This window comes from Maribellus sp. CM-23 (assembly GCF_021354595.1).
In the GTDB taxonomy this organism is placed as follows: Bacteria; Bacteroidota; Bacteroidia; order Bacteroidales; family Prolixibacteraceae; genus Draconibacterium.
On the sequence record NZ_JADWYJ010000005.1, the window covers coordinates 97461 to 117529 of the forward strand.

Annotated in this window: 18 protein-coding genes; 15 read left to right on the forward strand and 3 right to left on the reverse strand. The window is 44.5% G+C overall.

Features of this window, described 5'->3' with window-relative positions; translation table 11 throughout:
• Positions 1–80 precede the first annotated feature (80 nt).
• The 6 genes from INQ51_RS16795 (at position 81) to INQ51_RS16820 (ending at position 8271) form a co-directional block, all read left to right on the forward strand.
• Positions 81–1607, forward strand: coding sequence for an arylsulfatase (locus tag INQ51_RS16795; protein ID WP_233379111.1), 1527 nt, complete (start codon positions 81–83; stop codon positions 1605–1607).
• Between the two features lie 98 nt (positions 1608–1705).
• Positions 1706–3127: a sulfatase gene (locus INQ51_RS16800; protein ID WP_233379112.1), complete on the forward strand. Its 1422-nt coding sequence runs from the start codon at positions 1706–1708 to the stop codon at positions 3125–3127.
• Between the two features lie 120 nt (positions 3128–3247).
• On the forward strand, positions 3248–4387 hold the full coding sequence (locus tag INQ51_RS16805; protein WP_233379113.1) for an Sb-PDE family phosphodiesterase: 1140 nt from the start codon (positions 3248–3250) through the stop codon (positions 4385–4387).
• 108 nt (positions 4388–4495) lie between these two features.
• On the forward strand, positions 4496–6667 hold the full coding sequence (locus tag INQ51_RS16810; protein ID WP_233379114.1) for a carbohydrate binding family 9 domain-containing protein: 2172 nt from the start codon (positions 4496–4498) through the stop codon (positions 6665–6667).
• A gap of 172 nt (positions 6668–6839) precedes the next feature.
• Positions 6840–7760: a malate dehydrogenase gene (locus tag INQ51_RS16815; protein WP_233379115.1), complete on the forward strand. Its 921-nt coding sequence runs from the start codon at positions 6840–6842 to the stop codon at positions 7758–7760.
• Positions 7761–7845: 85 nt separating this feature from the next.
• On the forward strand, positions 7846–8271 hold the full coding sequence (locus INQ51_RS16820) for an aspartyl protease family protein (protein WP_233379116.1): 426 nt from the start codon (positions 7846–7848) through the stop codon (positions 8269–8271).
• Between the two features lie 244 nt (positions 8272–8515).
• Here INQ51_RS16820 and INQ51_RS16825 read toward each other — a convergent pair whose 3' ends face one another.
• Entirely contained in the window at positions 8516–10282 is a 1767-nt protein-coding gene (locus INQ51_RS16825) for a glycoside hydrolase domain-containing protein (protein ID WP_233379117.1), read from the reverse strand.
• A gap of 144 nt (positions 10283–10426) precedes the next feature.
• Positions 10427–10870: a gamma-glutamylcyclotransferase family protein gene (locus INQ51_RS16830; protein WP_233379118.1), complete on the reverse strand. Its 444-nt coding sequence runs from the start codon at positions 10868–10870 to the stop codon at positions 10427–10429.
• A gap of 97 nt (positions 10871–10967) precedes the next feature.
• Here INQ51_RS16830 and INQ51_RS16835 point away from each other — a divergent pair, with 97 nt between their 5' ends.
• The 8 genes from INQ51_RS16835 (at position 10968) to INQ51_RS16870 (ending at position 18556) form a co-directional block, all read left to right on the forward strand.
• Positions 10968–11369, forward strand: a complete 402-nt coding sequence (locus INQ51_RS16835) for a hypothetical protein (protein ID WP_233379119.1) — start codon at positions 10968–10970, stop codon at positions 11367–11369.
• A gap of 110 nt (positions 11370–11479) precedes the next feature.
• Positions 11480–14485: a protein translocase subunit SecDF gene (gene secDF / locus INQ51_RS16840; protein WP_233379120.1), complete on the forward strand. Its 3006-nt coding sequence runs from the start codon at positions 11480–11482 to the stop codon at positions 14483–14485.
• 118 nt (positions 14486–14603) lie between these two features.
• Positions 14604–14870 (forward strand): twin-arginine translocase TatA/TatE family subunit, encoded by a 267-nt coding sequence (locus INQ51_RS16845; RefSeq protein ID WP_119436498.1) that lies wholly within the window; start codon positions 14604–14606, stop codon positions 14868–14870.
• A 20-nt stretch (positions 14871–14890) separates the two neighbouring features.
• The gene (locus INQ51_RS16850) at positions 14891–15925 is read left to right on the forward strand and encodes a calcium/sodium antiporter (RefSeq protein ID WP_233379121.1); all 1035 of its coding nucleotides are present in this window, start codon (positions 14891–14893) and stop codon (positions 15923–15925) included.
• Between the two features lie 10 nt (positions 15926–15935).
• Entirely contained in the window at positions 15936–16586 is a 651-nt protein-coding gene (locus INQ51_RS16855) for an ABC transporter ATP-binding protein (protein WP_233379122.1), read from the forward strand.
• Positions 16579–17355 (forward strand): TIGR02757 family protein, encoded by a 777-nt coding sequence (locus INQ51_RS16860; protein ID WP_233379123.1) that lies wholly within the window; start codon positions 16579–16581, stop codon positions 17353–17355. Before INQ51_RS16855 ends, INQ51_RS16860 begins: the two co-directional genes overlap by 8 nt.
• A gap of 116 nt (positions 17356–17471) precedes the next feature.
• Complete coding sequence (locus INQ51_RS16865; protein WP_233379124.1) at positions 17472–17843, forward strand: GxxExxY protein; 372 nt, start codon at positions 17472–17474, stop codon at positions 17841–17843.
• The gene (locus INQ51_RS16870) at positions 17843–18556 is read left to right on the forward strand and encodes a tRNA1(Val) (adenine(37)-N6)-methyltransferase (protein ID WP_233379125.1); all 714 of its coding nucleotides are present in this window, start codon (positions 17843–17845) and stop codon (positions 18554–18556) included. The genes INQ51_RS16865 and INQ51_RS16870 overlap by 1 nt, the downstream gene beginning before the upstream one ends.
• Here the strand turns inward: INQ51_RS16870 and INQ51_RS16875 are convergent.
• Entirely contained in the window at positions 18553–19056 is a 504-nt protein-coding gene (locus tag INQ51_RS16875; protein ID WP_233379126.1) for a flavodoxin domain-containing protein, read from the reverse strand. The genes INQ51_RS16870 and INQ51_RS16875 overlap by 4 nt on opposite strands.
• Before the next feature lie 289 nt (positions 19057–19345).
• Here INQ51_RS16875 and INQ51_RS16880 point away from each other — a divergent pair, with 289 nt between their 5' ends.
• Positions 19346–20026: a ferredoxin--NADP reductase gene (locus tag INQ51_RS16880; protein ID WP_233379127.1), complete on the forward strand. Its 681-nt coding sequence runs from the start codon at positions 19346–19348 to the stop codon at positions 20024–20026.
• Positions 20027–20069 lie beyond the last annotated feature (43 nt).

Sequence of the window (20069 nt, forward strand, 5' to 3'; positions counted from 1 at the left end):
ATTGCATAATTTCGTCCAGCATTCAGGAATTATTATTACGGATTAATCAATCAATCAAAGTGAAACAAACAAGTATTTTTTTGAGTTACATCGTCCTCTTAATTTTGGGCGCTGGCTTGACCAATTGCGGGCAAGTCGAAAAAGAAGTAACAACCAAGCCCAACATCATATACATCCTGGCTGATGACCTGGGGTATTCGGAAGTGGGTTGCTACGGACAGGAAAAAATAGAAACACCCAACCTTGATGCGATGGCCACTAACGGTATGATGTTTACAGAACACTACGCCGGGGCTCCGGTTTGCGCGCCTTCGCGTTGTGTGCTGCTAACCGGTCAGCATCTTGGGCATGCGCAAATCAGGGGTAACGACGAGTGGGCTTCCCGTGGCGACGTGTGGGATTTTGAAGCCATGGCAAAAGACCCCAACCTGGAAGGACAGCGTCCGTTAAAAGCAGGTACCCCAACCATTGGGCGTTTACTGCAAAATGCCGGTTATAAAACAGGAGTGGTGGGTAAATGGGGCCTGGGGGCTCCCTTAACCGAAGGGATTCCCAACAAACAGGGCTTCGATTTCTTTTTCGGATACAATTGCCAGCGGCAGGCACACACTTTTTTTCCCGTTCATTTATGGAAAGATACGACCAAGGTGCTGTTAAACAATAAAATGGTGCCGCCCCGTACCCGGCTTCCCGAGGGAGCCGATTTGTACGATCCGGAGTCGTACAAGGATTTCTGGCTGAACGAATATTCGCCTGATTTGATGCAAAAGGAAGTCATCAATTTTATCAAGGAAAACAAAGACGCGCCTTTCTTTATGTATTATGCCACGCCGATTCCGCATAATCCGCTGCAGGCCCCGAAGCGTTGGATAGATTACTATGTGGATAAATTTGGCGACGAAGAACCGTACGATGGTAGTAAGGGTTATTTCCCGCATCGTTATCCGCACGCCTGCTATGCGGCAATGGTTTCGTACATGGACGAGCAGATTGGTGAAATTGTAGCCACCCTAAAAGAACTGGGATTGTACGAAAACACCATCATCATGTTTAGCAGCGACAATGGACCGACGTATACCGGGGGAGCCGATTCGCCCTGGTTCGACAGTGCCAAACCGTTTAAGAGCGAACATGGCTGGGGAAAAGGAAGTGTGAACGAAGGCGGGATCAGGGTGCCAATGATTGTTCAGTGGCCCGAAAAAATACAGGCCGGTACCGAAACGGATCTGATTTCGGCTTTTTACGATGTGTTGCCAACTCTTTGCGAAGTTTCCGGGGCTGAAATACCTGAAAACGTTGACGGAATCAGCTTTTTGCCAACGCTTGTAAACAGCGGAGAGCAAAAAACACACGAGTACCTGTACTGGGAGTTTCCCGAATCGGGTGGACAGCAAGCCATAAGAATGGGCAGTTGGAAGGGAATCCGTAAAAATATCCGGCAAGATAGTTTGCGCATTCAGTTGTACGATTTAAGTACCGATATTCAGGAGTTATACGATGTTTCACCGGAACATCCCGAAATTATTCAGGAAATGGAGGCCATTTTCAAAAGAGAACATACGACGGCTGAAATTGAAAAATTCAGAATGAAACAACTGGGAGATTAAACTGAAACGAATCAGGCCAAATCAAAAAATCAGCTTTCTTGTTTGGGAATTGATGCAGTTTTTTGATTTGGCCGGTTCTTAACATCAAGATACAAAGCATGAATATTGTTTTTAAGGCAGGATTACTACTTCTCTTTGCCGGTGTTTTTTCGTGTACATCTTCCGTAAAGAGTAGTAGCGATGAGGATGCCCGTCCGAACATCGTCCTTATTAACATCGATGACATGGGCTGGCGCGATGTGGGTTTTATGGGTTCGGAATATTACGAAACACCCAACATTGATGCGCTGGCAGCCGATGGAATGATATTCAGCAATGCCTATGCCGCTGCCTCGAATTGTGCTCCCAGCCGTGCCTGCCTGATGAGCGGGCAATGGACGCCCCGGCACAGTATTTATACCGTCGGGACTTCGGCACGGGGAAAAAGCCGCGACCGGAAACTTGTTCCGGTGGTTAACAATGAAACCATGCCCGATGATAATGTTTTGATTCCGGAAGTGCTGCAAAAGGCTGGTTATGTAACTTGTCAGTCGGGGAAATGGCACCTGAGCGAAAAGCCGGAGTTAAGGGGTTTTGATTTTAGCATTGGTGGCAGCCACGCCGGTAATCCGGGGTCTTATTATCCGCCCTATAAAAATGTTCCGTCAGTAAAGGCGCCGGCGGACGATTATTACCTCACCAATCTCATCATGGACCGGACTTTGGATTTCTTGGACTCAGTCGACAACAAGCCTTTCTTTTTGTATTACGCGCCATATGCTGTTCATACACCCATTCAACCGGTAAAAGCGTTGTTGCCGAAATATGAGAACAAAGCGGAATGGAATGGGCAAAATAACAGCGAGTATGCCACAATGGTAGAGAATGTAGATGCACAAATTGGCCGTTTGGTGGAGGCGCTGCGAAGTTCAGGAAAGCTGGAAAACACGGTTATCTTTTTTACTTCCGATAATGGCGGGCATTACGGAATAACCAAACAGTGGCCGTTGCGCTCCGGAAAAGGATCGTACTACGAAGGCGGTATTCGTGAGCCCATGTTTGTTTTTTGGAAAGGAGAAATAAAAGGAGGAAGCCAATCGGATTTTCCGGTTAGCCAGCTCGATTTTTATCCAACCATACTTGACATGGCCGGTATTTCGAAACCCGCAGATAAGATACTTGACGGAGCATCGATTTTGTCCGTACTAAAGCAATCCGAAACCTTGGAAGAGCGCCCGCTTTTCTGGCATTTCCCGGTGTACCTGGAAGCCTATGTAAAGAATGATAGCACAACGCAGGACCCGCTTTTCCGTACCCGCCCCGGATCTGTTGTGCGTTTGGGCGACTGGAAACTTATTCAGTATTTCGAGAATAACGATATTGAATTGTATAACCTGAAAGAAGATATCGGTGAGGTAAACAACCTGGCAGGATCAAATCCTGAAAAAGTGAAGGAACTTATAGAGATTCTGGAAACCTGGCGGGAAAAGACGGTTGCTCCTGTTCCGGAACAATTGAATCCTGATTATCAGGGAAAGTAATGTCAAAAATCCGGAAAGCTAAGTTTTACATCATCGATCATAATTTTTAGCTGTTTTGTTCTTCCTTCACTGTTTTAATGATTATTTTGGGAGGACTTAAAACAACTAAATCATAATACCATGTTTAAAACCAGGTTATTAGTCTTTCTTTTTATATTCAGTACATTTTATTGTTATGCTCAGGACGACAACGGGGTTATGTCGATGGATGAGTCCAGATTTCCCAGAAAACGCCAAATCATCCGGATTCCCGGTTTCGATGGCTACCAAACGTTGAAATGTGATTTCCATATGCATACCATTTTTTCTGATGGACAGGTTTGGCCTACAATCAGGGTGCAGGAAGCTTGGCAGGAAGGGATGGATGCGATGGCCATTTCTGATCATATCGAATACACACCACACTCGAAAGATGTGGTGGTTGACCACAACCGTGCGTATGAAATCGGCGAGGATATGGCTGCCGAAAATAACATTATCCTGATTAAGGGGAACGAAATTACGCGCAATACACCTCCTGGTCATTTTAACGCAATTTTTATTGGAGATTCGAAGGATTACATCGCTGACAGGGATAATGCCAAAGACAAACAGGCTGTGATGAAGGCTGCTGATCAGGATGCTTTTATTTTCTGGAACCACCCCGGTTGGAAAGTGAATTCGATCGATGGTTCTTACGAATGGATCGATCTGGTGGACGAGTTGTTAAAGGAAAAGATTCTGGGAGGAATTGAAGTTTTTAACGGCTTTAAATTTCACAAAAAAGCGCTGGACTGGTGTGTCGATAACAACCTTGCAGTGATGGGTTCGACGGATATGCACAACATTGTAGGTTACAGCTATAATCTTGAAAATGGAGCCCATCGCACCATGACACTGGTTTTTGCCAAAGAACGGACGGCTCGGTCGGTACGTGAAGCGCTGGAAGAAGGACGCACCGTTGCCTGGTCGACAAAATATATTGCCGGGAAGGAAGAATGGGTCAGCAAACTGTTCTACGCCAGCGTGGAAGTCAGCCCGGTTTTTCATGCAAAGACAAGGAATGAAAAAACCACCAACTACTACGAAATAAAAAACAACAGCGATTTGTATTTTGAAATGGAGCTTAAGTCGGGCAAGGGAAACAAAAATATTACGCTTTACCCGCAATCATCACAGGTTATTTCTGCAAATGAAGGGCAGGAAAAACTGACCTACGAAGTGGTAACGGCCTTTGTGCGCAGCGACAAAAATCTGGTGGTAGATATTCCGCTAAAATAAAGGGAAAATTCTTTTCCCAAACTACCGTGGGTGCTGGCTCAGGTTTTGACAATTTGAATATCTTTACGTGCAACTTATTGAAACCTAAATCAATTAAAGCTATTCCTTATGAAGTTGTGTTTGGCCTTTCTGTTTATGCTATATGTTGCTTCAGTTGGTGCAAGCAATGTGTTGCAAACAAACTCCGATACCACCATTAGTACATTCAACAAAGACTACGTTTACGAAGTAAAAAAAGCCCGTTCTGAAATCCGGATCGATGGAGTTATTGAAGAACCCGACTGGCAGGCAGCGCAAAAGGCGGATACTTTTTTTAAAGTGTTGCCGGTCGACAGTGGTTATGCCACGCAGCCTTCCACCATATTAATGACCTATGATGATAAAGCGCTTTACCTGGCGCAGATTTTTTACGATACGATTGCGGGCAAACGGGTGATGGAATCTTTCCGGCGCGATTTTGCTTTTGGCAACAACGACAACCTGCTGGTGTTTTTTGATACTTTTCTGGATCAGACCAACGGATTTTCGTTTGGAGTTTCGGCCTCAGGAGCCAAGTGGGACGGCACCATGAGCAACGGTAGTGCGGTTTCGCTCGACTGGGATTGCAAGTGGGAATCAAAAACCAAACATTACAACGACCGGTGGGTGACCGAAATGCGCATCCCGTTCAAATCGGTTCGTTATCCGCGCGGAAGTCAAACGTGGTTTACCAATTTCAGCCGTCTCGATCTCAAGGCAAACGAGAAATCGTCGTGGGCGCCTGTTCCACGGCAATTTCCGACGGCCTCGCTGGCTTACACCGGGGTGATGAACTTTGAAGAACCACTGCCCAAACCCAAGCCTCAGATCTCGGTTATTCCGTATGTTTTTGGTGGTATTTCAAAAGATTACGAAGCCGGAACTGACGCTTCGTACCGAAAAGATTTTGGTTTTGATGCTAAGATCGGCATCTCGTCTTCCATGAACCTAGATCTGACTTACAATCCCGATTTTGCCCAGGTAGAAGTAGACCGCCAGATTGCCAACATCGACCGTTTTGAGTTGTTCTTTCCGGAAAAACGGCAGTTTTTTCTCGAGAACGGCGATCTTTTTTCCAGTTATGGATACAACACTTCCACGCCTTTCTTCTCGCGCCGGATAGGCTTGGATGCTCCGGTGCTGGCAGGAGCCCGTCTCACAGGAAAAATAGGGAACGATTTACGCTTGGGGCTGATGACGATGACCACCGAAAAAACCAGTGATTTCCTGGCGCGCAATTTTACCGTTGTTTCGCTGCAGAAAAAGGTTTTTGCCCGGTCGAACATCGGGTTTATAGCCGTTAACAAACAGTATTTTGATGTGCCATCGGATACCAGCATGTACAACCGAGTGGTGGGAGTGGACTACAACCTGGCCAGTGCCAATAATTTTTGGAGCGGCAAGTTTTTCTATCACCGGTCATTTCAGCCCGGAAACCCGGACAAACAATATTCGCAGGGGGCTTCGGTTACCTACAAAACAAAGCATCTTACACTTGGCCTGTACGAGACCTCGATAGGAGAAAATTACCTGGCTGAGGCAGGATATGTAAGGCGCACCGGGTATAATTTCCTCGGAACAAAAGCCGGGTATAACTTTGTGCCGAATAAAAAGGTGGTTAGTCATGGCCCCAGTGCTCAGATCGATAATTATTACGACAAGGACTACAACAAAATAGAGCATGAATACGACTTTTCGTACCACTTTCAGTTTCAGGACCGCTCCGAGTTTGAGCTGTCGTACAAAAACTTTTACGTGAAGTTGCTGGAAGATTTTAATCCAACCAGCGATGCCACGAATTTTCTTCCTGTGGGATCTGATTATCATTTTGGTGCCGTTTCGGCTGAATTTACTTCTACCCGGAAAACACTCTTTAACTGGAGAGCTGAGGCAACAAAAGGTTCTTTTTACAGTGGCGACATTCAGTTTGTAGAAGGGGAGATCGGATACCGTTTTCAGCCTTACGTCAACCTTACCATGAATTTTAATTTCACCGATATGGATTTGGGAGCTCCTTTCGACCGGGAACAGTTTTTCCTGATCGGCCCCAAAATGGATATCACCTTTTCGGATAAAATTTTCTGGTCAACATTTGTTCAGTACAACGAGCAGGTTGATAACCTGAATATTAATTCTCGCTTTCAGTGGCGCTACCAGCCGGTTTCGGATATTTACCTGGTTTATACCGACAATTATTTTACCGGAAACTGGAACTCGCGTAACCGCGCTGTCGTACTTAAAATGACTTACTGGTTCAACTAAAAGGAAGGCGTTTAACACGGCTTAACGAATTTCTTACCTTATTGTTAAACCGGATTCCGGGGGTTTTAAATATTTCCGGTTGTTCGAAAATAGATTATCTTTGCAAACCTTAAACAATTTGACTATGAATCGTTTAAGTTTATGAATTTTGTAACTATAAAACTCGATTAAAATGAAAGTAACAGTAGTTGGAGCTGGTGCAGTTGGAGCAAGTTGTGCCGAATATATTGCCATTAAAAACTTTGCAGAAGAAATTGTATTGATTGACATCAAAGAAGGTTTTGCCGAAGGAAAAGCCATGGACTTGATGCAAACGGCGTCGTTAAATGGTTTCGACTCTACCATTGTTGGTGCTACTAACGATTACTCAAAAACTGCAGGCAGCGATGTAGCTGTAATTACCAGCGGTATTCCACGTAAACCGGGAATGACACGCGAAGAGCTGATCGGTATCAATGCCGGTATTGTAAAAGACGTAGCAACCAAATTGATTGCCGAGTCGCCAAACGTAATCATTATTGTGGTTAGTAACCCGATGGATACAATGGCTTACCTGGCGCACAAAGCTACAGGTCTTTCTAAAAACCGTATCATTGGTATGGGTGGAGCATTGGATAGCGCCCGTTTCAAATTCAGACTGGCTGAAGCCATCGGTTGTCCGCAATCGGATGTTAGCGCCATGGTAATTGGTGGTCACAGCGATACAGGTATGGTTCCGCTGATCGAAAAAGCAGTGGTAAACAGCGTGCCGGTTTCTGAATTCCTGTCAGAAGAAAAAATGGCCGAAGTAGTGGAAGCTACAAAAGTAGGTGGTGCAACCCTTACTAAATTACTGGGAACTAGTGCCTGGTATGCTCCGGGTGCAGCCGTTTCTGAATTGGTAAAAGCAATTGCGCTCGATTCTAAAAAAGTATTCCCTTGTTCAGCATTGCTTGAAGGTGAATATGGCTTGAGCGATATCTCAATCGGTGTTCCTTGTGTAATCGGCAAAGGCGGTATCGAGAAAGTATTGGAAATCGAACTTTCTGATGCTGAAAAAGCAAAACTGGTGGATAGCGCCGAAGGAGTTGCTGCTGTTAACGCCCTGTTGTAACAGAACGAAAAAAATTATTAGTATAAAAAGGCGGTTGATCCATTCGGGTCAGCCGTTTTTTATTATGTTCGTTTATTTTTAAACCATGCGAACAAAGATTCCTATCAAAATAATCGAGCTCGAAAACGGCAATTATCACTTACTGGTAAACAGTTCTTTTTACAATGGCACCAGTGGTATGTGGGTGATCGACACGGGGGCTTCCAAATCGGTTTTCGACCAGAATTTACAAGATCGCATTGCCGAAGTCGATGAGCATACCGAAGACTTGCACTCGGCGGGTATCGGTGCCGAACCGATGAAAAGCCGTTTGTGTACCTTAAAAGAGATCCATTTTGGAAAGATGAAAGTGCCGGGGATGAGTGCCGCTCTGCTCGATCTTAGTCATATAAACGAGTTGTATGAAAATGCTGCCGACCTGCAAATATGTGGTTTGCTGGGGGGCGATTTTTTAATGAACTACCGGGCAGTGATCGATTACAAACGAAAACTACTTATACTGCGAAGATAATTCGGTTTTACTTTATCTAACTTGGAGAAGGCCGAAAGATTGATGATAGATTGAAAAGCAGATTGAAGGAGATTGGTTCAATCTCTTCAACCCCTACAATCATTTCAATCTAAAACCAGTTGAAAATATTTTGCCAAGAAATGCACAAGTATTACAGATAAGATACCAAGAGGTGCGCTGAAAAGAATAAAAAGCGTCAAAGGCTTCGGGAATCGTTGCCTTTGACGCTTTCTTTTTTAGGATGTTACCTGGAAAGATTCTCCAAAGTTTGTTTTCCTTCTTGCATCAGTTCGTTAAAATCAGCCGGCTTTTGAGTGAAATTAAACCGGGCAACAAGCTCGTTAAGTTGTTTAAGTTTTTCTTGTGCCTCGGCCGACGTATTTTTCTGAAATTCTTCACGTAATAAACGGATCTTTTCAGCATCCTGGATGCCTTCGCGCAAGCGTTCGAAACGGATGGAGCTCCGTGCATCAGGATAAACAATGTAGGTATCTCCGGCTGGCCAGGTGCGAAAGCGCGAATCGGTCAGCGGGTCTTTCACCCAACTGTTGTAAGCCCAGCGTAAAAAACCATCGAAGCCGGTTGCCATGGTATACCAGCCAACAAAAACAGCCTCGGCCGGTTCCGAAAAAGTAAACACATTGGGGAAGCCGTCGGCGCAGCATACATACCAGGTTGAAATGTAACTATGGTCTTTGCGGTACTGAAGAATTTCAGGTTCAATTTCAGCTCCAAAAGCAACGCTCAGGTCGGTGAGCTGGTCCGGAAATATCTTGTAGTTATGATGATTATCAGCAAAGGCCACTCCCATTCCCGGTACGACTTCGGCCAGCAGGTTCATGGTGGCTTGCATTTCTTCGGGCGAGCGTTCGTCCATGGCAATGCGCGTAATGTCTTTCCATCCTTTTTGCTCTACATGTTTCACAAAATCTTTTAGGAAAGGAGTCCACAGTTCTTCAAACTCTTTTGTGCCTGCTTTTGCTACGATTTTTACTTCTTCGTCAGAAGCAACATCGTGGTAGTAAAGTTCATTTCCCCAGGGAACCATGGAGTAGCAGTTGATCTGATTTTTAATACCCAAATCGATCATAAACTGCACCCACTGGTCAAAAATGGTATAGTCGTAAGTCCAGCTTCCGTCGGCTTGTTTGTTCCAGGCAATCATAGAACCAAATGCATCTTCGGTTTGTCCTCCCCAGGGACGGTTGTTCAGGGTGGCGGTAATTACTTTTTGTCCGGCATCGGCAAGTAATTTCATGAGCGGGCGAAGCAGGTCCCAGTGTGCTGCCGACCATAGTTCCACATCGTGTACACGTGCTACCGCATACGGGTTTTGCCACAGGTCGAGGTGAAATTTCCAGTCCGAAGCCTCGGGGAGCGTGCGGTCGGCCACTTCAACCGTAAATGCGAAATCGCTGTGTTTCTTTCCGTCAAGCATTAACTGCATGGTTGAAGTATAGCTTCCGGGAGCTGCGTCGGCGGGTACATCAAACGTGATCCATACCGGGCGGGTTGACTGAGGCTCCATTTCAAATGCAGAAAGCGTGTCAAGCACATCCGGACTGATACGGGCGATAAAGTCTTCGGGTTTGCGGTATCCACATCCCGGGCCAAACTCGTCGGTTAGTACATAGCGCACAAACTGTGCACGAGCAATGTCTGCCGGCAGTGTTTTTCCATCCTCTGTTTTAAAATCAGAAAACCGGCATTCAACGACTCCGGCAGGCTGATTGTTCCACAGTACCAGTTGTGCCGAAATTTTTTCGTTGCGCCAGGCAAAACCATTCCAGACGTTTGTGTTTGCCAAATCAGGGATTAAGCTTTTGTTGTAACGGTAGTCAACCGAACCAATGGATGCATGCAAGCCCGGCGTAACCACACTCCAGTCGGTTAAGGTGTCGGCTGAAGGATCTGCAGCTTCTGCATAAGTCACAGGAGCCGCAATTTTTCCGGGTTTTGAACATCCCAAAATGAAAACAAAAAGAAGGGTAAATAAAACTAGGTTCTTCATTATATATCGAGTTAGAATTATGATTGATTTCGGTATAACTGTCATCTCTTTATTTAAAAGGGAAATCAGAAAGCATCTTGTCCTCAAAGATATTGAATAGTGCTTACCAGTTGCAAAAAATTAATTATTTCTGTTTGACCGGAATTAGGCCTGATTGAAAGTTTTAGCCTGCCATACTTCAAAGGCTAGGAGTGTTTCAGTGGCTATTTCCTGTATGTATGTTTCGAGCGAAGTTTCCTGGAACTGTTTTTCATCCCAGTTTCCGTTCAAGAGTTTTGCATCTCCTTTCCATACAAAAACCAAAGCTTCTGTTCTTTTATTTTTAACATGGATGGCAGTTGAAATACATTCATATTCATCCCCTTCGTAAAATTTCAGTATTTCCAGTGAACGACGATCCACGTTCTGCAAAAGCTTTCCTTTAACCTTTGATCCCTTACTGGGAAATACGGCCGGATAATCGGCTTCACTTACGGCAAGGCGCTTGAAATTGTGCAGGATCGCTTCCTGCGTTGGGAAACTTGTTCCGGTGAGTGCCTGCACTACTTCGGAGAAAAGGAGAGAGCCGTAAACAAAAACCTGTTGCATAAAATATCCGGATTAAATCAACTGCCTCAAATTTAACTGCTTCAGATTTGGAAACCACAGGGAATTAGGTATATTTGCTCCGCTAAATTTTAAAGTATTGAGGATTAAGCTGAACATATCAAGAAAGTTGCTCGTTAGGCTGGCATTTTTTGCCGCTTTAATAGGCGTAGCTGTTTGTATGGATGCTTACCTGGAAAAAAATCCTACCAAACTGGATCATATTCAGACCAATGCGGATAATCACGGAACTCACCAAGGTGAAGTATATGTTCTGGCACAGGCCAATCCGCTCACGGTAAAGACTTTCTTCCAAAAAACACCCTCCCGGAACCAGGATTCGGATGCACATAATAAATTTCTGCGGCAGTATTACTCCGTCAGAAATTACCAGGTGTTGAAGGCCGAGGTGGTTCAGCAAACAAGTCCTCTGATTACTTCGTATCATTACCTGGTTTATCAAAACCATTCGCTTTCCCCCGACGAAGATCCGTTATCTTAATTTTTCGCGTTTTCGCGTGAAGGGCTGTGCGCAGAGGAGCTGCGTATGGCTGTAAATAGCTTGGATTCAAAAGAACAGACAATAAATCAAACATTAAAATTTAATTTAAAATGCAAAACAAAGGTGCAATTTTAACTTTTGCAATTCTGTTGGCAGCTGTGAGTCTTTACCAGTTATCTTTTAGCTGGAAGTCTCAACAGATTAAAAAAGATGCCGAGGAATATGCTCAAGGAAATCCGGATGTGGAATACCGTTACCTGGATTCAATGGCAGGAGAAGTGGTGTACAACTTCTTCGGGTTGAAAAAATTTACGTACAAAGATGTTCGTGAACTGGAAATGAACCTGGGTCTTGACCTGAAAGGCGGTATGAACGTAACGCTTCAAGTAGAAGTGAGGGACATTATCCGTGCGATGTCGAATTATAGTACCGACGAAACTTTTAACAAAGCATTGGCACGCGCCGACGAGTTGCAAACCAATTCGCAGGACGATTATGTAACGCTTTTCGGAAAGGCTTTTGATGAAGTGGATCCGAATGCCAAACTGGCGTCGATTTTTAATACACTCGAACTGCGCGACCGTGTGACTTTTAACTCTAGCAATGCTGACGTATTGGATGTTATCCGCAAGGAAACCGATGCAGCCATCGATAACGCCTTCAATATTATTCGTACGCGTATCGACCGCTTTGGGGTGGCTCAGCCAAACATTCAGCAACTACAAACACGTGGCCGTATCCTAGTAGAACTTCCGGGGGTAAAAGACCAAAACCGTGTTCGTACGCTTTTGCAGGGAACTGCTAACCTGGAGTTCTGGGAAACTTACGAAAACCAGGAAGTTTACCCGTATTTGATGCAGGCCAACGAAAAAATTCGCGAAATGAATGCTGTTAACGGAGAAAAAGAAGTAGCAGAAGAAGCCACTACTGAAACTCAGACAGCAGAACAGGATACCACCGGCGAAAATTCGTTATTGGCAGAAATGGAAGCAGGAAGCTCTGCTGACTCATCAGCAACCGGAATCGACAACATGGCTGATTTCCAGAAAGACTATCCATTGTTTGCAGTGCTTACTCCAAGTACCGATCAAACCGGGCAATTATTCAGAGGGCCTTCGATAGGTTATACGCAGGGAAAAGATACTGCGAAAGTAAATTCATATTTGAACAATCCACAGATCAGAAACCTTTTCCCAAGGGATATGAGGTTCGCATGGACCGCTAAGTCGATGGATCAAGCTGGCATGTTTTATCGTTTGATTGCGCTGAAAGTAACCACCCGTGACGGACGTCCACCGCTGGATGGTGAAGTGATTACCGATGCCCGCCAGGATTTTGACCAGATGGGTTCGAATCCGGAAGTGTCGATGCAGATGAACAGCGAAGGAGCCAAAGTATGGCAGCGTATGACCAAAGAAAACGTGGGCAAATCAATTGCGATTGTTCTGGACGGTTATGTGCGTTCGTTCCCAACGGTTAACGGTGAAATTCCGGGTGGACGTTCAAGCATCACCGGTTTGGAAAGTATTGAAGAAGCAAAGGACTTAGCGAACGTTTTGAAATCGGGTAAAATGCCGGCTCCGGCCCGTATTATCCAGGAAGATGTTGTTGGTCCGTCACTGGGTCAGGAAGCGATTAACAGCGGCTTAATCTCGTTTATCATTGCTTTTGCACTGGTATTGGTGTACATGTTGTTCTTCTACAGTAAAAATGCAGGTTTGGCAGCGAACATTGCGCTGGTAGCCAACATGCTTTTCATCTTTGGTATTCTGGCTTCGTTGGGTGCTGTTCTTACATTACCTGGTATCGCCGGTATTGTACTTACCATTGGTATGTCGGTGGATGCCAACGTGCTTATTTATGAACGTGTTCAGGAAGAACTTCGTGCGGGTAAAGGAATTAAATTGGCGATAACTGACGGTTACCGAAACGCGTATTCTGCGATTATCGACGGTCAGGTGACCACTTTGTTGACAGGTATTGTGCTTTACATGTTTGGCTCAGGCCCAATCAAAGGTTTTGCTACTACCTTGATCATTGGTATTCTTACCTCGTTGTTCTCAGCCATTTTCATCACCCGTTTGATTTTTGAATGGCAGCTGAGAAAAGGCGGACGTATTTTGTTTGCTTCCAGTGCTACCGAAAACTGGCTGCGTAATACACGTATTAAATTCCTGGAAAAAAGAAAGATTGCCTATATTATTTCTGGAGCGTTGATTGTACTTTCGATTGGCTCGCTGGTAGTTCGCGGATTGAATTACGGTATCGACTTTAAAGGAGGTAGAACGTATGTGGTTCGTTTTGACCAGGATGTAAAAGTGGCCGATGTACAAAATGCACTGGCGGTTGTTTTCGATGGAGCTCCTGAAGTAAAAACCTATGGAGAAGCTGACCAGGTAAGGATTACTACTGATTATAAGATTGATGACGATAGCGAAAACATCGACAACGAAGTGGAAGCTTTGTTGATGAAAGGTTTGAAAGACGCCGGATTAATTGACCAGGGAGTAACTCTGGAGCAATTTACGGATGTTTACCAGCAGAGTTCTCAAAAAGTAGGACCAACCATTTCGGACGATATCCGCAATGAATCGGCCATTGCTATTACGTTCTCTCTGATTATTATCTTCCTGTATATTTTGGCCCGTTTCCGCAACTGGCAGTACGGACTTGGTGCGATCGCTGCATTAACACACGACTCGTTGATTGTTCTGGGACTTTTCTCACTATTGGCAGGTGTGCTTCCGTTCTCGCTGGAAATTGACCAGGCATTTATTGCGGCTATTCTGACAGTGTTGGGTTACTCAATCAACGACACGGTGGTAGTTTTCGACCGCATCAGGGAAACCATGGGACTGCATCCAAAACGCCGTGCCGAAGAAAACATGGACGAAGCTATGAACAGTACACTGCGTCGTACATTTAGTACTTCGTTGTCAACTTTCGTAGTATTGCTGGCGATCTTCCTCTTTGGCGGTGCTACCATTCAAGGCTTTACATTTGCCTTGCTGGTGGGTATTGTTGTAGGTACTTATTCTTCTATCTTTATTGCAACTCCGATTGCTTACGATACTCGTAACAGGGTTAAGAAAGTGGTAGAAAGTAGAAAAAAGTAGTTTGATCCGATAATTTTGGATATAATTGCCGGAAGTTGGAAAAGGGCAGGAGTTTTTCTGTCTTCTTCAAACTTCCGGCTTTTTACTTTTTGTATATTTGTGATTTAAATTTAGAAGAATGAGTTGTCTTTTATTCATAAGCGGAGGTGAGTTGGTTTTGGTAATGGTGCTGGCTTTGCTGTTTTTTGGGTCAAAAGCTATTCCTGATATCGCCAAAACGCTTGGAAAAGGAATGCGTGAATTCAAAAAGGCTACCAACGAAATAAAGCGTGAACTCGACGCCAACACCTCAGATATAAAAAGGGATATCAACGATGTCACTTCAACGGTAAAGAAGGAAACCTCGGAGATCAATAGCGGAATTCAGAAAAACTTCGAGGATTAATTACTTTAAAATACACCTTCTTGGCAATAGCATTGTACATATTTATTTTGCTGCTCAGCTTTGTATTGCTGGCGCGGATTGTGGATCTATTCTTTGTTGCTTCACTCGATAAAATTTCGCGGGACCTTCGTCTCTCAAGCGATGCCGCGGGAGCAACCTTAATGGCCGTTGGATCGAGCGCTCCGGAGCTTTTTGTGGCTTTGTTTGCGGTACTGAAACCGGGCGAGCACCAGGTAATTGGTATCGGAAGCATTGTGGGAAGCGCGATTTTTAACCTTCTGGTGATTGTGGGGGCGGCAGCTTTGGTAAAAAGTAGCAAATTAAACTGGAAGCCCATGTTCCGCGACATCCTCTTTTATACCCTCACGGTAATCATGCTGGTGGTATTTATTTGGGATGGTCATTTCACCTTAACCGAATCCATTGCCTTTTTGGGATTGTACGTGGTCTATGTGGTGGCAGTGGTATACTGGCGGCGTATTTTGCCTTACAACGATGTGGAGTTTGAAGAGAAAGTGGAAGAAGCACACGGAGAACACAATAAGATTACAAAACCACTGGATCAGTTTCTACGTTTTATTTTTCCCAAAGCTGAAAGGTATTACCTCGTTTTCTTCTTTTCCATTGTTTTGATTGCGGCACTTAGTTATGTTCTGGTTGAGGCTGCGGTAAAAACGGCTCACCTGATGAACATTCCGGAGGCCATTATTGCACTGACCGTGCTTGCAGTGGGAACATCAATACCCGACTTGTTTTCATCGATTATCGTGGCCAAACAGGGAAGGGGAGACATGGCTGTTAGCAATGCAATAGGTTCCAATATTTTTGATATTCTGGTAGGACTGGGTTTACCCTTCCTGATTGTGATGTCGCTTTCAGGAGGCACAGTGGATGCAGGTGGAGATATTGTAACTTCCGTACTTATTTTGTTGGGTTCGGTGGTTCTACTTATCGGGCTTTTATTGGTTCGGCGCTGGAAGGTCGGAAAGCTTACCGGCTTTATTTTAGTGGCTGCTTACCTGGCTTACGTTGTTTACGAAATAGTGAAACTCTAAAATCATTGTTTTGATAAAGGCTGAGAACATACACAAGTCGTTTGGGAACTTAAAGGTTTTGAAAGGTATTGACCTGGAAATTCCGGAGAGAAAAATATATTCAATCGTAGGAGCCAGTGGTGCAGGTAAAACTACTTTGTTGCAAATACTCGGAACATTGAGCAAACCCGACAGCGGTGATATTTATTTTAGGGACAAGAAAATATCGGCCATGTCGGAAAAACAACTGGCTGCTTTCCGAAACAGGGAAATTGGATTTGTTTTTCAGTTTCACCATCTGTTGCCCGAATTTACTGCGTTGGAAAACGTGTGCATTCCGGCTTTTATTGCCAAAGAATCCAAAGCGAAAACAGAAGCAAAAGCCAAAGAACTGCTCGACTTTCTGGGGCTGTCTGAAAGAATGGAGCACAAGCCATCAGAGCTTTCCGGCGGCGAAAAACAGCGGGTAGCTATGGCCCGGGCGCTGATAAACGATCCTTCGGTGATCATGGCCGACGAACCTTCGGGTAACCTCGATTCGAGCAACCGTGACGAGTTGCACGATCTGTTGTTCAAACTGCGCGACGAACTGGGCCAGACTTTTATCATCGTAACCCACGACGATCATTTTGCGGAACGTTCCGACCGCATTATTCAGATCAAAGACGGAGTGATTGAGTAGTACCATGGATTTTGATACACTAAAGGCCTTTTTGGATGAAAAAGTGGAGGAGTTTTACCGTCCCGAGTTCATCGAAACAGACCCGATCCAGGTTCCGCACAGGTTTTCAAAAAAAGAAGACATCGAAATTGCCGGTTTTCTGGCTGCAACCATCGCCTGGGGAACCCGGGCAGCAATCATAAAAAATGCACTGTATTTAATGCAACTGCTGGATGAAGATCCGCACAGTTTTGTCTTGTATGCTTCTTCAGCAGAGTTAAAACGCCTGAAAAAATTCGTACACCGGACTTTCAATGGCGACGATTGTGTGTATTTCATTCAATCTTTACGAAATATCTATACCAGCCATGGCGGGCTTCAAAAAGTATTTGAAGAGGGCTTTTTAAATGGTGATACGGCCTGGGCTGCGCTGGCGCATTTTCACGGGTTGTTTTTTGAACTTCCGGGAGAACGTACCCAAAAGCATGTTTCAAACGTCAGAAAAGGTGCATCGGCCAAACGGCTGAATATGTACCTGCGGTGGATGGTTCGGGAAGATAAAGCCAGGGTGGACTTCGCACTTTGGAAAGGGATTCCGGCATCGGCACTCATGCTGCCACTGGATGTTCATACGGGTAACGTAGGACGAAAACTGGGGCTTTTGCAGCGCAAATCAAGCGACTGGAAAGCCGTGGAAGAAATTACCGCCAACCTGCGCCGGTTTGATCCGCAAGATCCCATCAAATACGACTTTGCCTTGTTTGGGCTGGGGGTTTTTGAAAAGTTCTGATGCTTTTCTCGATTACACAAAGAACCGCAAAGGCAGCTCAAAGAATCTCTGGGGCGCTTTGTGGCAACTCTGTGAAACTTTGTGTAATTTAATAGCTCAATCCAAAGCACAGCAAAATGACAGAAAATGAAATTTCTAATCTCGTAATCGGAAAGGCCATCGAAATTCACAAAGCACTTGGACCCGGCTTGCTGGAATCGGCCTATAAAGAATGCCTGTTTTACGAATTGACTGCGGCGGGTTTAAAGGTGGAAAAAGAGAAGCCCGTGCCAATTATTTACAAGGAAATCAAGCTTGACCATGGTTACAGAATTGACCTACTGGTAGAAAACAAAGTGGTAGTGGAATTAAAAACCGTGGAAACTTTTACAGATGTACATTTCGCTCAGGTTCTAACCTATTTGAAAATTGGAAACTTCCACTTAGGTTTGCTGCTTAATTTTAATGTGCTTCGTTTAAAAGACGGCATCAAACGTTTTATAATGTAATGGGCAGAAACAACTACTTTCAATTTAAACAGTTTAAGATTATCCAGGAAAAATCTGCGATGAAAGTGGGTGTGGATGGTGTGTTGCTGGGTGCCTGGGTTCAGCCTGATTCCGCCCGGCAGATACTCGATGTTGGCACCGGAACTGGACTGATTGCGCTGATGCTGGCTCAACGCTCGAACGCGCAGATCACAGCGATAGAGATCGAAGAAAATGCGGCCGGCGAGGCATCACTGAACGTAAGTGCTTCCGGATGGAAAGAGCGCGTTGAAGTACAGAAGATTTCTTTGCAGGAGTTTGTCAAATCTGCCTCGTCTTCTTTCGACCTGATCGTGTCAAATCCTCCCTTTTTTAGCCAGGCAACACGGGCAGCTTACACGGAACGAACCATTGCCCGTCACAACGACTTACTTCCTTTTTCGGAGCTTATCGCCTGTTCCGCCGACTTGTTGGCTGAGAACGGTAAAATTGCATTGATTTTGCCCATTGAAGCCTTGGAAGAGATTCAGTATTGGGCTAGAGAAAATAACTTGTGGCTTTGCCGCAAAACCGAAATTTTCCCCAAAGCAGGAAAGAAAGTCAACCGTGTCCTGTTGGAGCTGGGAAAAAAGGAAACAGTCCTCAACGAAGACTGTTTGACAATTTATAATTCTGATGGTTCTTTTACAGAAGAGTATGTCGCGCTGACCCGGGACTTTTACCTGAAATTTTAGGCCAGGAATAGAAAGGGATTAAAGATCCGGTCCATGCGGTTCGAGAACTTACGAATGGCCTGTTGATCCATTTTCGAAGTACTGTGATCTATTTTGGCTACTTTCTTAACGATAAACTTTTCCAGAAAATTCATCTTCTCAAAGTTAAATTCGCCACCCAAACAAGCCGTTGCTTTGGCATGTTCCAGCAATTCTTCAGGGAAGGCATTGTTCAGATGAGTTCGCGCTTCTTCTCCTTCGTCCATGCAACAAATAAAGAGGCCCAGCTCTTTCGTTTGTAGCTCTGCGATATTAAGCCGGCAGAATGTTTTGATTCTTTTTTGAATTTGTCCGGCATGGATGGAACCTCCAACAATAATTCTTTCGAACTGAGAGAGGTCGGGTGCTTTTTCCTTTTTCAGGTTACAAAGAGTTACCTCTTGTCCCAGCAGTTGTTTTAGTTCACGGGCCACTGTTTCGGTGCAGCCATGTGTTGTGCAATAGGTGATTAGAGTTTTCATGCGGTTAAATTGTTTTCCCTCAGTAGCATCGTGTGGAATTTGCAGGGTTGTGAATCAGCCTTGTATCGCGTATTCCATTCTTATGCTCACTTTAAGAGTTGATTGTTTTGGCTTATTCTGATAAAGATTGTTAATATGCTTTCAATAATTTCTATTTAAAATTAGGCACTTAGGGTAAACAATGGTGTTAAGAATCGGTTAATTGTCTGTAATTATCGGTTAAAATAAAATACTAAAAAGTGTTTTACTAAAAAAGTTCTATTTTTGCACAAAATTTAAGCATAATACCATGACAATTGATATGAAACCAGAAGTACAGATTGATGCAAATTACTACAAGATTGCAGAAATTCGGCGATTAACAGAGCATGCTTTTATTCTTTCGATGCCCAGAAGCCGGTTTAAGTTTGTGGCAGGGCAACATGTGTCTTTGTCTATTCCGGGCGATTATCAAAGCCGCGAATACTCTATATACAGTGCTGAGGGTGGTACTAACCTGGAAGTGTTGGTGAAGGAAGTAGATGGTGGTTATTTTTCGCCGAAACTGTCGCATCTGAAAGAAGGCGATATGGTGGAGGTACACGGCCCGTTCGGTAAGTTCGGATTGGATGAAAAGAATCTGAAAAACAATAAGCATGTTTTTATTGCCAGCGGAACCGGCATTGCGCCTTTTCACAGCATGGTTCAAAGCAACCCGGGCTTGGATTTCCATTTGATCCACGGAGTGCGTTATGCCGATGAAGCCTATGAAAGAGATGCTTATGAAGCAGGCAGATACACGCTTTGTACTTCGCGCGATGATAAAGGGAATTTTAGAGGTCGTTTAACGGAATACCTCAAGAAGACGGACTTTGACAAAAACACGTCTTTTTACCTGTGCGGAAACAGCGATATGATCTTTGATTCGATGGAGATTCTGAGCGACAAAGGTTTTGGAAGAGAAAACATTAACGTGGAAGTTTACTTCTAAACTTCAAAATATCTTTTTCTGCGAAAAGCAGTTTGTTGAGAAA